The 16346-nt window shown below is 42.1% G+C and carries 13 protein-coding genes and 1 riboswitch; of the genes, 3 read left to right on the top strand and 10 right to left on the bottom strand.

Annotated features, from left to right (window positions below; translation table 11 throughout):
- Positions 1-121 precede the first annotated feature (121 nt).
- The 3 genes from MMP72_RS04210 to prfB all read right to left on the bottom strand — a co-directional run bounded on the left by MMP72_RS04210 (position 122) and on the right by prfB (position 2825).
- Positions 122-1186: an alkene reductase gene (locus tag MMP72_RS04210; RefSeq protein WP_241314844.1), complete on the bottom strand. Its 1065-nt coding sequence runs from the start codon at positions 1184-1186 to the stop codon at positions 122-124.
- A gap of 54 nt (positions 1187-1240) precedes the next feature.
- Positions 1241-1543 (bottom strand): helix-turn-helix transcriptional regulator, encoded by a 303-nt coding sequence (locus MMP72_RS04205; protein ID WP_241315149.1) that lies wholly within the window; start codon positions 1541-1543, stop codon positions 1241-1243.
- Positions 1544-1729: 186 nt separating this feature from the next.
- A protein-coding gene (gene prfB / locus MMP72_RS04200) for a peptide chain release factor 2 (protein ID WP_241314842.1) occupies positions 1730-2825 on the bottom strand; the annotation gives its coding sequence in 2 pieces (ribosomal slippage) (positions 1730-2752 and positions 2754-2825; 1095 coding nt in all).
- A gap of 408 nt (positions 2826-3233) precedes the next feature.
- Here prfB and MMP72_RS04195 point away from each other — a divergent pair.
- On the top strand, positions 3234-4001 hold the full coding sequence (locus tag MMP72_RS04195; RefSeq protein WP_241314840.1) for a putative porin: 768 nt from the start codon (positions 3234-3236) through the stop codon (positions 3999-4001).
- A gap of 297 nt (positions 4002-4298) precedes the next feature.
- Positions 4299-5219: a putative porin gene (locus MMP72_RS04190; protein WP_241314838.1), complete on the top strand. Its 921-nt coding sequence runs from the start codon at positions 4299-4301 to the stop codon at positions 5217-5219.
- 43 nt (positions 5220-5262) lie between these two features.
- On the opposite strand, the gene recJ is transcribed toward MMP72_RS04190, so the two are convergent.
- The 4 genes from recJ to guaB form a co-directional block, all read right to left on the bottom strand.
- A complete protein-coding gene (gene recJ / locus MMP72_RS04185) occupies positions 5263-6963 on the bottom strand; it encodes a single-stranded-DNA-specific exonuclease RecJ (RefSeq protein ID WP_241314836.1) in 1701 nt (566 codons plus the stop codon).
- Positions 6964-7620 (bottom strand): pyridoxamine 5'-phosphate oxidase, encoded by a 657-nt coding sequence (pdxH, locus tag MMP72_RS04180; RefSeq protein ID WP_241314834.1) that lies wholly within the window; start codon positions 7618-7620, stop codon positions 6964-6966.
- A 13-nt stretch (positions 7621-7633) separates the two neighbouring features.
- The gene (gene glmM, locus MMP72_RS04175; RefSeq protein WP_241314832.1) at positions 7634-8971 is read right to left on the bottom strand and encodes a phosphoglucosamine mutase; all 1338 of its coding nucleotides are present in this window, start codon (positions 8969-8971) and stop codon (positions 7634-7636) included.
- Positions 8972-9097: 126 nt separating this feature from the next.
- Entirely contained in the window at positions 9098-10564 is a 1467-nt protein-coding gene (guaB, locus tag MMP72_RS04170; RefSeq protein ID WP_004673427.1) for an IMP dehydrogenase, read from the bottom strand.
- Positions 10565-10850: 286 nt separating this feature from the next.
- Here guaB and MMP72_RS04165 point away from each other — a divergent pair, with 286 nt between their 5' ends.
- Positions 10851-13010 carry a TonB-dependent siderophore receptor gene (locus MMP72_RS04165; RefSeq protein ID WP_241314830.1) on the top strand — a complete coding sequence of 720 codons (2160 nt, stop codon included), beginning with the start codon at positions 10851-10853 and terminating at the stop codon, positions 13008-13010.
- A 126-nt stretch (positions 13011-13136) separates the two neighbouring features.
- Here the strand turns inward: MMP72_RS04165 and MMP72_RS04160 are convergent, their stop codons facing one another.
- From MMP72_RS04160 to MMP72_RS04150, 3 genes are all read right to left on the bottom strand, one after another.
- Entirely contained in the window at positions 13137-13715 is a 579-nt protein-coding gene (locus MMP72_RS04160; RefSeq protein WP_241314829.1) for a TMEM165/GDT1 family protein, read from the bottom strand.
- 85 nt (positions 13716-13800) lie between these two features.
- Positions 13801-13943, bottom strand: a riboswitch (yybP-ykoY riboswitch).
- 40 nt (positions 13944-13983) lie between these two features.
- Positions 13984-14265 (bottom strand): hypothetical protein, encoded by a 282-nt coding sequence (locus MMP72_RS04155; protein WP_241314828.1) that lies wholly within the window; start codon positions 14263-14265, stop codon positions 13984-13986.
- Positions 14266-14403: 138 nt separating this feature from the next.
- On the bottom strand, positions 14404-16344 hold the full coding sequence (locus tag MMP72_RS04150; protein ID WP_241314827.1) for a 2-oxo acid dehydrogenase subunit E2: 1941 nt from the start codon (positions 16342-16344) through the stop codon (positions 14404-14406).
- Between the last annotated feature and the right edge of the window lie 2 nt (positions 16345-16346).

Here is a 16346-nt window from a genome sequence, read left to right as displayed (position 1 = left end):
ATGATTCACGATTTGATGTTCGCTCATTATGCGGAATTTAAATAAAAAACTCATGCCATTTTTGTAGGGTCTGTTGATATTTAACAAACCCTACAATGACATGAGTAATTTTTCAAACGAATTACGCTTCTAGCTTTTCAAATGCAGGATAATCGGTATAACCCTCTGCACCTGTCGCATATAAGGTTTCAAACTGGATCTGATTTAAAGGAAGATCATGTTCTAAACGGTCTAGTAAATCAGGGTTGGCAATATATGGCTTACCGAATGAAACCGCATCCGCTTGGCCTGTTGCCAAAATACGTTTCGCCGAATCTGCGGTTAAGTTTTCATTGGCAATCCATACGCCTTTAAATTTAGGACGCAATTTTGGCAATAAGCTGTCTGCGGCTTCATATTCACGGGTAAAAATAAAGCCAACTTTGCGTTGATCTAACTGCTCAACCACATAGCCAAAAGTTGCTAATGGGTCTTCATCGCCCATATCATGCGAATCACCACGTGGTGCCAAGTGTATGCCAACGCGACCAGCACCCCACACTTCAATAAAAGCATCCACCACTTGTAACAATAAGCGCGCACGGTTTTCAATTGAACCGCCATACTCATCATCGCGTATATTGGTCTTGCTTTGCAGAAATTGATCGATCAAATAGCCATTGGCAGCATGCAATTCGACCCCATCAAAACCAGCCACTTTGGCAAGTTCAGCCGCATTTTTGTATTGCGCGACGATTTCCTGAATTTCTTCATGAGATAAAGCACGAGGTATCACAAATGGGCGTTTTGGACGCAGTAAACTCACTTCACCAGCAGGCTGAATCGCGCTTGGTGCAACAGGCGTATCACCATCCAATAAGTCTGGATGTGAAATACGTCCAACATGCCAGAGCTGAACCACGATTTTTGAACCCTGCGCGTGCACAGCATCTACAATTTTATGCCATGCCTGAGCTTGCGCTTGTGACCATAAACCTGGCGTATTGGCATAACCGACTGCTTTGGGGCTAATCACCGTTGCTTCGGTGATGATTAAGCCCGCATTGGCACGTTGTTGGTAATACTCCACCATTAAATCGTTTGGAATACGTTCCACACCGCTACGTGCTCTCGTTAATGGTGCTAATACCAAGCGATTTTTAATTGTGAAATCACCTACTTGTAATGCAGAATTTAGTTCAGCCATGATCGCCTCAACTTCACTTTTATCAGCGTATTAGAGGTTGCTCTTGAATACGTTTTAGAGTGTATGTTTTAAATGTTCGATATATTGCTGAATCAAAGCTTCATTACGCGTGAAATATGACCACTGCCCATATTTTTCAACCTGTATCAAACCAGCCTGCTGTAACACAGACAAATGATTCGACATGGTCGATTGCGCAACTTTGCCTAAACGCTCGATGTGCCCTGCACATACCCCACGTTCAAAACTACCACCACATTGTTCAACGGGTAAAAATTGCTCTGGCTCTTTCAGCCATTGCAAAATCTGTCGACGTAATGGATTGGCGAGGGCCTTGCTTATAACATCAATATCCATAGAGTCACCACGTTTCTCAACAAGCAGAGCTTCGTTCAGCACCTCAGACCAGTATATCGAAATTTTCAAATATTAATATCCATTTTTTTCGATATTAATATCATATTTTATCGATTAACCAGCCAATGCTAAACGAGCCTGCCGTTTAAATTAATTTTACAAAGCCTTTCTTTTTAGGAAAGAGGTTTATAGACCCTGCTTTAAACTTGCTTCAATAAACTTGTCCAGATCACCATCAAGAACCGCTTTGGTGTTTGAGTTTTCCACACCTGTACGCAAGTCTTTAATCCGTGAGTCATCTAAAACATAAGAACGAATCTGACTTCCCCAACCGATATCCGACTTCGAGTCTTCCAAAGCTTGCGCGGCTTCATTACGTTTACTCATCTCTAATTCATAGAGTTTGGCACGTAACTGTTTCCAAGCATGATCACGGTTGGCATGTTGTGAACGTTGGTTCTGACAAGCCACCACAATCCCTGTTGGTGCATGGGTTAAACGCACCGCCGAATCAGTTTTGTTAATGTGCTGACCACCCGCACCCGAAGCACGATAAGTATCGGTACGCACATCGGATGGATTGATATCAATTTCAATATTGTCATCAATCTCAGGAGAAATAAACACAGCGGAGAATGAGGTATGACGGTTATTGTTACTATCAAATGGTGATTTACGTACTAAGCGATGTACGCCAGTTTCAGTCCGTAACCAACCGTAGGCAAACTCACCATCAACACGGATGGTTGCAGATTTAATTCCTGCCACATCACCATCAGACACTTCCATCAATTCAGCTTTAAAACCGTGACGCTCGATCCAACGCATATACATACGCAACAACATGGACGCCCAGTCTTGCGCTTCGGTACCGCCAGAGCCTGACTGGATTTCGAGGAAGCATGGGTTTGGGTCCATTGGATGACTAAACATACGACGGAATTCAAGATTGGCCAATGCAGTTTCAGCACTGTCTAATTCTGTTTGTACATCAATAAGCAAACTTTCATCATCTGCTTCAACAGCAAGATCAAGCATGGCTTTGGCATCATCCAACTGTTCAGCAAGACGATCAAACACACCCAATGTATTTTCTAAATTGCCCTTTTCTTTTGCGATCGCTTGCGCACGGCTTTGATCATTCCAAATCTCAGGGTCTTCTAATTCTCTTAAAACTTCTTCTAAGCGCTCAGCCTTTAGATCGTAGTCAAAGATACCCCCGTAGTGTCAGGCTACGATCAGATAAATCTTTCAATTGGTTTAAATACGGATTAATTTCCACGCGTTTCGTCTCACAATATTTTTCACTCAATCGATTATTTTAACATAAGTGTTTTGCACTACACAGCCTATGTGAATCGAAGATATTTCCTGATTTTGATCTCAAAATGATCTTTTTTCCTTATTGATTTTATTATTTTCAAACGACACATTTAGCGACAATAGTGTTTATGAATTACACTTAAAATACCAAAACACACAATCTCTCCTAAGTATTAATAAATCAAAACATTAGTTTTTTACCATAATAATCAATAAATTAAATCAAACAAGTTACAGTATGCTTACATTCGTACCATTCGATTACCGACTTATGATTGACGCACGATGTTTTTAGCCTAGACTGGAAGTTGTAACAAAACATGTAATCGAAATTTCATTTGGTTCATTATCTCAAAGGGGCATAACCATGAAAAAATTAGCAATTGCATCAGCACTTTTATCTGCACTTGCAGTAACAGGAACTGCTCATGCTTATCAAGCTGAAGTAGGTGGTTCATATACTTATACAGATTGGGATGATTTCGATGGTAATCATAGCTTTGGTGTTGACGGGACTTATTATTTTAACCCAGTGCAAACTCGTAATGCACCCCTTGCAGAAGCAGCATTTTTAAACCGTGCCAGCAATGTAAACGCAAAAATCGACTATGCTGATAATAGCGGCGTGAAAAACTCTCAATATAGCGTTGGTGTAGAGTATTTTGTACCCGACAGTGATTTCTATGTAAGTGGTCGTCTTGGTCGTAGCGAATTTGAAGTAGACAAGACACCGATTGATCAGAAAGTCACAACCTACGGTGCAGAAATCGGTTATTTACCAGCACCAGGTCTATTACTTGCGCTTGGTGTAGTCGGCTATGATGAAAAAGATGGTAAAGATGGTGCAGATCCAACAGTACGTGCTAAATATGTAACTCAAGTCGGTGGTAATGACATTAACCTAGAAGCATATGGTGCGTTTGGTGATCTTGACGAATATCGCATCAAAGGTGACTACTACCTTGATAAAACGCTAAGTGTTGGAGCTGACTACTACAACAATGACTTAACTGATCGTGATGAGTGGGGCATTTCAGCGAAAAAATTCCTCAACCAACAAGTGAGCTTTGAAGGTCGTGTCGGTTTCGGTGATGACTACAATACTTACGGTATCCGTGGTGCATACCGCTTCTAATACTTAAAGTTAAACACTTTAAATCAACAACGAAATACCCTGAAAATTTATTTTCAGGGTATTTTTTATTTTATATCTCTGCTGGAATAAACCATCTCAACATCATAAATGAAATGTCGTACTGAATATCATCAGCAACCGAAATGATAAAAAAGTGTCTGATTACAACACTTAAAATAAAAAGAGAATTACGCATTTGACCATTTATTTAATAATTGACGTTTTTCCATTTTTCATTACACTACCGCTGTAACAAAATATTAATAAGTTAATTATTTTAATGAAGGGGGTCTCCTTATGAAAAAACTCAGCTTAGCCACAGCACTTTTTGCATCTGTTTTTGCATTGAATACAAATGCCTATCAAACAGAAGTAGCAGGTGCGTATGAATATACATATATTAAGGACAGTGAGCTTGATAGCCATCGAGTAAATACCGTTAGTCTCAATGGTAAATATTACTTCAATCCTGTACAAACTCGCAGTGCCCCTTTAGCTGAGGCAGCTTTCCTAGATAAAACATCTAATATTGGATTAGGCTATACTTATGCCAAAGAATCTGGCCAATACCCAATTACAAACATTTTTGGAATGCCACTTGCAGATGTAGATCTCAAACGAGAATTTAATAGTCTAGGTATCAATGGTGAGTTCTTTATCCCCAACTCTCAATTCTATGTTGCTGGTAGCCTCCATAGAACTGAGATCGATACAACTGCCAAAGCTTTGGGATATTCTTATAAATTCGCTAGCAATGATGGGAATGGTTACTCTATTGAAGCAGGTTTCTTACCTATCAATGGCTTATTATTCGCAGTTGGAATTGCTGATTTATCCGAAAGTTTTGATCCTGCACAAGCCGCTCAATATGGTTTTATCACCACTTATTCTAATGCAGCGGCTGTTTCTGGAGAAGATGAAGATACAGCAGTTACTCTTCGTGCAAAGTATGTTTCTCAAATTGCAGGCTTTTATACCAATTTTGAAGGTCAAACCTATATCGGTGATGAAACAACTTACCGTTTGGCTGCTGATCTTTATCTTGATCCAACACTTAGCGTAGGAATTTCATTTGCAGACTCTACTGCGGATGACTCAGATAGTATTTTCAACATCCGTGCCAAGAAATTCATTACACCTGAATTTGCCATAGGTGTTGGCTATACAACGATTGATGGTGCAAATTCTTATGGTATTAACGGTACATTCCGTTTCTAATTCTAAAAAATATATAAAAAAGTCGCTATTAAAAGCGGCTTTTTTATTGTGTTAAATGTACCACTTGCAATTGTAAGCTGGTATTTCCATTATAGATATTACGTTCTAGGGTATAAACCAAATCGACATAACCTAACATTGGATTAAATTCAAAACGATCAACTGCATTAAAAGCAATTGCATCGACAGATTGCTGCCCAAGTGAGACTTTTAATTTTAAATGTTGGTCTTTCAACCAACGATAATCAATCACTTTAAACCGACCTTCAAACTGCGGCAGTGGAAACTTTTGCCCCCAAGGTCCCAACTGCTCAATCCAGTCCAGTGTAGACAAATGCAATGCTGAATCAACTAATGCCCCATCCGTCCACAAAGTCGCTTGAAATAGATCTTTATCCATATCCGCAATCGACTGGGTAAATACCATTTTAAATTCATCAAAGTGTTGTTTTTTTAGTGTCAACCCTGCCGCTGCTGCATGACCACCAAAATGGCTGATCAAATCTGGGCGCTGCTCTGCGACCAGTTCAATCATATCTCGAATATGAATCCCATCAATGGAACGCGCTGAACCTTTGATATGAATCCCATCTTCATCAGGTGCGAATACCAAGCTTGGACGATAGAATTGTTCCTTCAAGCGCCCCGCTACAATACCAATCACACCTTGATGCCATTGTTCATCAAACATCACCAAAGCCGCTGGTAAATGCTCAGTTTCAAGCTGAATGTGCTGCAAAGCCGTTAATGCTTGTTGCTTCATTTCAGTTTCGACTTGGCGACGTTCAAGATTGAGTTGATTCAGTTGCTGAGCGATCGGATAAGCCGTTGCCATATCTGGAGCTAACAGGCACTCAATACCGATACGCATACTTTCCATGCGCCCAGCGGCATTAATTCGTGGTCCGATAACAAAACCTAAGTCTTGCGCACGCAATGTCGCTGCATCGCGTTTCGCAATATCCAGTAAAGCCAAAATTCCTGCGCGACATTGTTGTTGCTGAATCCGCTTTAGACCAGTATCAATCAAAATCCGATTGTTATAGTCCAAGGTCGCCACATCGGCATAGGTGCCGAGTGCCACCAAATCTAGATATTGGGTAACTTTACAGCTACTTTTGCCCTGCTGACTACGATAACTCGCCAATTTTGCTAACACATAAAAAGCAACGCCGACACCAGCCAAGGCCTTACTCGGAAAATCACAACCCAATTGATTGGGGTTGACCACCGCTTCTGCATTTGGCGTCGCCTTTGTGGTCAAGTGATGATCGGTAATAATTACTTGCATGCCCAAAGCTTGTGCGGTTTCTACACCTGCATGACTGGAAATACCATTATCGACGGTAATCAGTAAATCAGGTTGATAGCTTTGTTGTGCCAGCTCTGCAATCTTTGGCGTCAGCCCATAACCATATTTAAAACGATCAGGAACAAGATACTCAACCTGTGCACCCATTTCTCGTAATACTAAGACCATCAACGCAGTACTGGTTGCACCATCGGCATCATAATCACCGATAATGACAATTTTTCTCTGCTGGTCAATCGCTTGATCAATCAGTCCAACCGCAACATCTAGCCCTTTTAAGTTAGGTGAGCGTAAATGTTTGAGCTTCAGCTCAAGTTCTTGTTCAGATTGAACTCCTCGTCTCGCTAAAATTTCAGCCATAAACGATGGTACGCCCTGAAACTGTTCAGGGCGTGTCAGAAAAGGTCTTTGTTGAATGTGTATCTTGGTCATTTATGGCATCAAGCGTTGGATAATCCAAAGTCCATTTTGTTTTTCATAACTCAAACGGTCATGTAAACGATTCGGTCGTCCCTGCCAAAACTCATAATAATCCGCAACTAAACGATAGCCTCCCCAAAATTCAGGCTTATCAAGTTCACCAAATTCACCAATTTGCTGTTGTAGGTCTTGGAAACGTTGCTGTAACTCATCACGGCTGGCAATCCGTCCACTTTGTGGCGTACTAATATGTGCTGCAATCTGACTATCACGTGGGCGTTTGCGGTAATACTCCATTGATTCTTGTTCAGAAATCTTGATCACCTGACCACTGATACGGACCTGACGTTCTAAACTCGGCCAGTAAAATAACAGCTCAGCGAAAGGATTCTCAGTAAGATCGACGCCTTTTTGACTATCATAATTGGTATAAAAGTCATAGCCAACTTCCGTTGCGCCACGCAACAGTACGGTACGCACATGTGGTCGCCCTTGTGCATTTGCCGTTGCCAAAGACATGGTATACGGCTCATGCAAATGTGCAGCCAGAGCATGATTAAACCAATTTAAAAACTGAAGATGTGGGTGGTCACTAATCTGCGCTTCGTGTAACTCACCTTGTTCATAACTTAAACGTAATTCACTTAAGTCTTTAATCACATCACTCATTGCTGACTCTCCGCTATGCAACTTGGGCTTGAGCGCGCACTGCATCAGCCAATTGGTGGGCTAAAGCTTCAACTTCTTGCTGTTGATCACCTTCAACCATCACGCGAATCACAGGCTCAGTCCCAGATTTACGGATCAATAATCTGCCACGTCCCTTCAATTGTTGTTCAGCTTTTTCAAACTCGGTAACTAGGGCAGGAATAGAATACGGATCAATCATCTGCTGTAAGCGAACATTAACCAATATTTGTGGGAATAATTCAAAGCCTTCGACCAACTCATGTAAAGCTTTACCTTGCTCAACCATCACGGTGAGCACTTGTAATGCAGCGATAATCGCATCGCCTGTGGTGCTCTTATCCAGTGTCAGAATATGACCTGATGGCTCACCACCAATGACCCAAGCCTTTTCTTCCAGTGCTTGTAAAACATAACGGTCACCCACGTTTGCACGGACAAAATCAACATTAGCTTTTTGCAATGCCAACTCAAGTGCCATATTGCTCATCACCGTTCCAACCACACCTGCGGGCTTATGCTTTGCCTGTGTTGCAAGGATATAGAGAATATGATCACCGTCGATCAATTGACCATTTTTATCCACCATGACCACTCGATCAGCATCACCATCAAAGGCAATACCTAGATCAGCGTTATGTTCAACAACCGCTTTCTGTAAATGTTCAGGATGCGTCGAACCACAGTTTTCATTGATATTTAGACCATCGGGTTCGTAATAAAGGGGAATCACTTTCGCACCTAACTCACGAAATACCGAAGGTCCAACGCTATAGGCTGCACCATTGGCACAATCCACCACAATTTTTAAATTACGCAAATCAAAATGATATGGGAAGGTCGACTTACAAAACTCGATATAGCGTCCATTGGCATCTTTGACCCGAACACTTTTACCAAGGCTGGCATTGTCCTCGATTTGAAGATCATTTTCTAATTCTTGGTTAATTTGCTCTTGTAAGGCATCTGGGAGTTTTTTGCCCTCACTCGAAAAAAACTTAATCCCATTGTCATAGTAAGGGTTATGTGATGCTGAAATCACAATCCCCGCATGGGCATGTAGCGCACGGGTCAAATGGGCAATGGCTGGTGTTGGCAACGGACCCAATAAATGGACATAAACACCTGCCGCATTGAGGCCTGCTTGCAATGCTGCTTCTAAAATATAACCCGATAAACGTGTATCTTTCCCCAAAACGACAATCGGTTTATTTTTCGGGCTGGTACGTTTTAATACTTTTCCTGCCGCAAAGCCTAGTTTTAATGCAAACTCAGGGGTAATCGGCATTTGTCCAAATTTTCCACGAATTCCATCAGTACCAAAATAACTCATTATTTACTCGCTTTCTTATCTTTTATATGGATTGTAACCATATCTTCCTCATGTTATTCACTTTACACCAAAACCAAAAAACCGCCAGTGAACTGACGGTTTTTCAATCTAAACAGTTACCAAAAATCAACCAATGCGATAATTTGGTGCTTCTTTAGTAATGGTAACGTCATGCACATGTGATTCTTGCATACCCGCAGAAGTGATCTTCACAAACTTAGCGTTTTGAGCCATTGCTTCGATATCCGCTGAACCGGTATAGCCCATAGATGAACGTAAACCGCCCATCATTTGATGCACGATGGCACTCATTGGACCTTTATAAGGTACACGACCTTCAATACCTTCAGGAACAAGTTTCTCTACACCTGCTTTGGCATCTTGGAAATAACGGTCAGATGAACCTGAAGCACCAGACATTGCACCTAATGAACCCATACCACGATAGGCTTTATAGTAACGTCCTTGGAAAAATTCAACCTCACCTGGTGCTTCTTCAGTACCCGCCATGAGTGAACCCACCATAATCGTGCTCGCACCCGCAGCAATCGCTTTCGCCATATCGCCTGAGTAACGAATACCACCATCAGCAATTAAGGGAATTTGACCTTTCAAAGCGCTGGCAACATTATCAATCGCAGACATCTGAGGAACACCAATCCCTGCAACGATACGTGTGGTACAAATTGAACCTGGACCGATACCGACTTTCACCGCATCTGCACCCGCATCAAGTAATGCCAATGCTGCATCGCCAGTGGCAATGTTGCCACCAATGACTTGAACTTGTGGGAAGTTTTGTTTAACCCAACGTACACGCTCAATCACACCCGCAGAGTGACCATGTGCCGTATCCACGACAATCACATCCACACCTGCTTCGACCAACGCCTCTACACGTGCAGGTGTTTCTGCACCTGTACCAACAGCAGCACCCACACGTAAACGACCGAGTTCGTCTTTACAACTATTTGGATAAAGCTCAGCTTTACGGAAGTCGGTAACCGTGATTAAACCTTTAAGCGCATTGTTTTCATCAACCACCAATACTTTTTCAATACGGTGCTTTTGAAGAAGTGCTTGAATATTTTCTTTAGATTCGCTTTCAAGAACGGTAACTAAACGGTCTTGACCTGTCATGATGTTGCTTACAGGTTGCTCAAGATTGGTTTCAAAACGTGTATCACGCCCTGTCACGATTCCAACCACTTTGCCATCTTTCACTACTGGCACGCCACTAATGTTGTTGGCTTGAGTAATCGCAATCAATTCACGAACAGTGGTTTCAGGTGTCACAGTGATTGGATCTTTCACCATACCTGCTTCAAATTTTTTCACACGGCGTACTTCAGCGGCTTGCGCTGCAATATCCATGTTTTTGTGCAAAATACCAATACCACCATTTTGTGCCATCGCAATCGCCATACGTGACTCAGTCACTGTATCCATTGCAGCCGAAACGAGAGGGATATTAAGTTGAATTCCGCGAGTTAAACGTGTCTTTAGAGAGACATCTTTTGGGAGAACAGTTGAGTAGGCAGGAAGTAATAAGACATCATCGAAGGTTAACGCTTCTTGAACGATGGTCAGCATAACAATCTCACTGGTAATTTCCGTGAGCTATTATAAACAAATTTCGCTGTATTTTTCATTTTCTATGATGAAATAATTTTTACACACCCCATTCTTTTCTATTTCATCCATGACTCACTCAACGATTCTGATCATAACTACAGATTTTAGATTGTTTTTTAGACAGTAGTTTTCCCTCTCATTCAATTTAAAAATAAATATTTTGGACATTTTAAAAACGCCCCTTTTTAAATATAATAATTCTCATTATCAAATCCAACTTCTGCTTGTCTAGGCTGACTCACTTATGCGACCATCGCAACGACTCCCATCTTCACCCACCCTCTTAGCTCTTGCTGTTTTTACCGTCATGACCACAAGTCATGCAGAAAACGTGACTCCCCCAAATAACCAATCAACCAATATCTTGCCGACGATTGAGATTCAGGCAGAAAAAGAACCGACTTTGAGTTACGTTGCCAACAAAGCCAGCTCGGTCTTAAAGTCAGATGCACCTTTATTTAAAACAGCTCAATCCGTCAGTGTGATTAGCCAACAACAATTAGAACAAAAGCAAGCCTCTAGCCTTACCGAAGCCATCAATGGTATTGCGGGTGTGGTATCAGGACAACTCGGGCGACGTGGCTGGGATGACTTTATTATTCGGGGACAAAACTCATCTGATCAGGTGTTTATTGATGGATTACGCCAAGGTCAAAGTACGTTCGTTGCCACCGAAATTTCAGGCATGGATCAAGTCCAAGTTTTAAAAGGCCCCGCATCCGTGAATTTTGGTTTAGTGCAGCCCGGTGGTATGGTCAATATGGTCACCAAGCGGCCACAAGCAGAAACCTTTTATCATGGTTCATTGACCTATGGCTCCAATCAACTCAAACAAGGCACATTTGATCTAAACTACAGTCCCAATGACAGCGATAAAGGTGCCTTTCGTATCAATGGACGTATTGCTGATCAGAATGACCCAACGGACTTTGTCTATTTTAAAAATTACTATATTTCACCGTCTTATACTTTTGATCTAGGTGAAAAAACTGATCTTTCCGTGATTGCCAGTTATCAACATCGTGAATATATGCGCCAACAGGGCTTACCTATCATGGGAACGCTGTTAACCAATCCAAATGGTTCACTTGATTCAAAATTATTTATAAGTGAACCATCACATGGTGGCTACAACGCCGATGTCTATCGTGCAGGTTATAACGTCGCTCATACTTTTGAGAATGAATGGCAGTTTAAACAGAATTTCGCTATACAAAAAACCGAAATGCTGGGTCCAGCGGTGTTTGCGGCAACAGGGAAAAGCTTTTGGGCCAAAGATAAAGATGGAAAAATAGATTACACCACCATTCAACGTCAGGGACGCTATCAGGATGTGGACAATCTGAACCTTGCGATCGACAACCAACTACAAAGAACATTTAAGCTCGCCGATATGTCGCATGAATTGACCATTGGTGTCGATGCCATGCAAGAGAAAAGTGATTACATCAATAATCGCTGCACAGTCGATAATTTAAATCTATATAAACCCCAATATAATACGACTGTCACTTGCCCAGAATCACCAACCAATCATGATATCAATCGTCTCAAATACACGGGCTTATATCTACGTGATCGTATTCAACTGAATGAACAACTGGTTTTAAATCTCGCGGGTCGTCATGATTGGGCAGAAACACAAAGCACCAATTTGATCAAAAATACCAAATCAACGCAATCTGACAATGCCTTTACAGGCAATGCTTCGCTGCTGTATAGCATCAATGATATCGTTGCACCTTATGTCAGTTATGCAACCTCGTTCTTACCCGTCAGTGGAACAGATTTCTATGACAACACATTTAAACCCGAAAAAGGCAAACAAATCGAAGTCGGTTTAAAACTGCAAAGCCCCGACCAACGTATTCAAGGCAGCATTGCTTGGTTTGACCTACGCCGCCAAAATGTTTCGGTTACCGACCCGATTAATAATGGCTTTAAAATACAGCGCGGTGAACAAATGACGCGCGGTGTCGAAACCGAAGTCAATGCACAACTGTTTGATCAACTCACACTGACCGCAGCATATACCTATACGCCCGATGCAAAAACCAGTGCAGATACTCAAGTGGAGAATATTGGACTACGTATCGACAATGTACCTAAGCACAGTTATAGCTTTTCTACGCGCTATCATTTCGAAGCAAATGCTCAGCTCGGTTGGTACATCGGTGCAGGTTTTAGAGGTGAAACCAAGAAAAGTATCAATGGCCTAGATGTTGATATTCCAAGCTACACTTTGTTTGATACTCAGGCGGGTTATGATGCCGAACACTGGGGTGCTCAACTGGCGATCCGTAATTTGTTTGATAAGGATTATTATGCGGGGGCGCTAAATGAAAACCTAATCAGCTTAGGCGATCCACGTCAGATTAACTTTACGGTAAAATTTAAATATTAATCCAAGCACTTACACCTTTTCCCGAAAAGTCCCCCTTTTATCAAAAGGGGGACTGAAACAAGGATAAACTTTTCTGAAAATGGGCCTAAACCGTCCTCGATTAGATGTATTTTCATCCACGGCATATTAAGCAAAGACGTAATGCTGAACCAACGCAGAAAGACCGATGATTAAGAAAATGGCTGCACCAATCTTATGAATCAAAGCAATCGGTAAACGTTCAGCCAATTTATTGCCAATAAACACCGCAGGCGCATTGGCAATCAGCATACCTAAGGTTGTACCCAGCGTGACCCAAAAAATACTGTCAAAACGAGCCGCCAATGCAACCGTCGCAATTTGGGTTTTGTCGCCAATTTCCGCCAAGAAAAAGAGAATAAAAGTTGCACCAAACACACCAAATTTTTGCCATTTATTGATGTTTTCAGTTTCATCGCCTAACTCATCTGGAATTAACATCCAAATTGCCATTCCAATGAAGCCCAATGCAAGTATCCACAATAAGATTTCAGGGCTCAATACAGTGGTGATCCATTGTCCAAGTACAGCCGATAAACCATGATTAATTAAGGTCGCTAATAATATGGCAATCAAAATTGGAATCGGTTTACGGAAACGTGCTGCAAGCAATAAAGCCAGAAGTTGAGTTTTATCGCCCATTTCTGCAAGGGCAACAATTGAAGTCGAGATGAGAAATTCATACATTGTTGAATGCTCTGGCTAGCAAAATATACCGATGACCTATCCCTCCTGCTAGCCAAAATCAAATAGATTGATTGCAGAGTGATAAATCAAAGGTCTTGCCAACAAAAGCTCAGCCAAAAAAGCTGTTTTTTGGTTCTTTGCTATGATGACCATGTTCTGTTGAACAATTATGTTGATCATCACCTCTTTACTTTGCGTAAAGAGCGGCTACTCCCCAATGAAGTGAAATCATTCTATCAAAGAACAATATTATTTTAAATCTTTGAACTTAACTTTTTTGATACCACCACAGCAGACATCTAAAAATACCCAATAAGCATGCAAAAATGATATTGCCACCAATAATACCCATACTTCCCCAACCGCTGGTACTACCCGCATGCTGCGCTTGATATTCCATTGTCATCGCTATGGTCGCAAGCGATACTTCTAAGCCCATTACAGCATAAATGATCCAATTCCATGGAAAGTGCAAGTAACTCACCCACAGCCCCATCAATACGAAAACAATCAATAATAGCGGTAACATCACTTTGTAAATTGCGAACATCTCTACCCCTTGGCTAAAAAAAGTATTGAATCCTTATGATTTATTCTAAATAAAATGCCGATCAAATAAAGGCTCTTATTTTAAATTCCCCCAAAAAGAAAACCCCGCTTGCGCGAGGTTGTCTGAATCAAACAATATTTACAGCAATAAGCTACGAATATCTTTTAATAACTTGGTGAGTTTATTGCTAAAACGCGCTGCATCTGCACCATTAATGACACGGTGATCATAAGACAATGACAGTGGCAACATCAAACGTGGATCAAAGTCTTTACCATTCCACACAGGTTGCATAGTTGCAGGTGAAATACCAAGAATTGCAACTTGAGGCCAGTTAACAAGTGGAGTAAATGCCGTTCCACCAATACTACCTAAACTGGTAATGGTAAAGTTTGCACCCTGTAAATCTTTCGGCGACAACTTGCGATCACGCGCTTTTTGGCTCAGCTCAGCCAATTCAGTGGCGATTTGCTTAATCGATTTTTGGTCAGGATTTCGCAATACAGGAACGGTCAATCCATCTGGTGTTGCGACGGCAATGCCCATATGAATTTCATTACGCAACAACACGGATTTTTGATCATCCGCCAAGTGTCCAGCAAAATAAGGCTCTTCTTTCAACAAGTGCGCCACAGCCTTGGCAATAAAGGCCAAGATGGTCAAGCTCAGACCCTGCTTTTTAAAGCCATCTTTGAGTTCACCACGCCACGCTTCTAACTCGGTAATATCGGCCAAATCAAACTGTGTGACTTGAGGAATAAAGTTATTCAATGACAATTGCGGAACAGAAACTTGCTGCAAACGTGTCATCGCTTTCACTTCACCGCCACCAAAGGCACTAAAGTCTGGTAATGATGGCAAACCTGAAACAGCAGGAACCGCTTGAGCAGTAGATGCCGCCTGTGGTGCGGTAAGGCGTGTTTTGACGTAAGCAAAAACATCGTCTTTCATCACGCGCCCATGTTCACCTGAGGCTTTGACTTGACCAAGTACGACCCCTAACTCACGCGCCAATTTACGTACAGCTGGCCCAGCATAAACTTTAGCGTTGTCCGCTTCTTGTTGCTTGCTCAACTTTTCTGGTTGCGTTGGTGCTGACGGTGATTGAGCTGCAACTGGTTGTGGTTTCGTCGCAGGAGTATCCGCTACTGGAGAGGTTTTCGGTGCTTTTGCTGCGGCAGGAGCAGCCTGACCACTCACTTCAATGCTTGCCAATGGCATGCCTTGGCGAACATCTTGATTCAATGACACATGAATGGCTTTCACGATCCCAGCAGAGGAACTTGGCACTTCAACCGAAGCTTTGTCCGACTCAACCACACATAGACTTTGCTGTGCTTCTACGCGATCACCCACGCCCACTAGAATCTCAGAAACCACTGCTTTTTCCACACCGAGATCTGGAACTGTGATTTCAACTTCACCTGTTGCCGTGCTGGTTGATGCTGCCGCTTCCACTTCAACGGGTTCAGCTTGTGGAGCTGACGCTGTTTCAGTTGTTGTGGTTTTGACTTGAATCAACACAACGCCTTCTTTGACGCTGTCACCTTCTTTAACCTGAATCGCCTCAACCACACCTGCGACAGAACTTGGCACTTCTACTGTGGCTTTATCAGACTCAACCACGACAATACTTTGTTCAACTTCAATCTGATCGCCCACTTTAACCAAGATTTCTGCAACCAATGCTTTTTCAACCCCAATATCAGGGACTGTTACATCAACCACTTGGCTTGAAGTCGCCGTTTGAGCAGTGACTGGCGCTGACTGACCTTCAGTTTTCTCAACTTTTGCTTCCGCTTTCGGACTTTCAGCCTTTGGTGCTTCAGTAACGGTTGCTTCATTCGCTTGAGATTCTTCTTCAAGCTCAATCAACGCCACACCTTCTGTGACTTCATCACCTTGTTGTACGAGAATACTCTTAACTATTCCCGCTGCTGTACTGGGTACTTCAACCGTTGCTTTGTCTGATTCTAGAACCAAAAGGCTATCCTCAACCGCAACATGATCACCGACTTTTACCAAAATTTCTGCAACAAGAGCCTTATCTACGCCAATGTCAGGTGCTTGGATTTGCATGA

Origin of the sequence: Acinetobacter sp. NIPH 2699, assembly GCF_022549355.1 — a bacterium.
Taxonomy (GTDB): domain Bacteria; phylum Pseudomonadota; class Gammaproteobacteria; order Pseudomonadales; family Moraxellaceae; genus Acinetobacter.
Note: the sequence above shows the minus strand (reverse complement) of the source record. Positions and strands in the feature narration are given on the sequence as shown.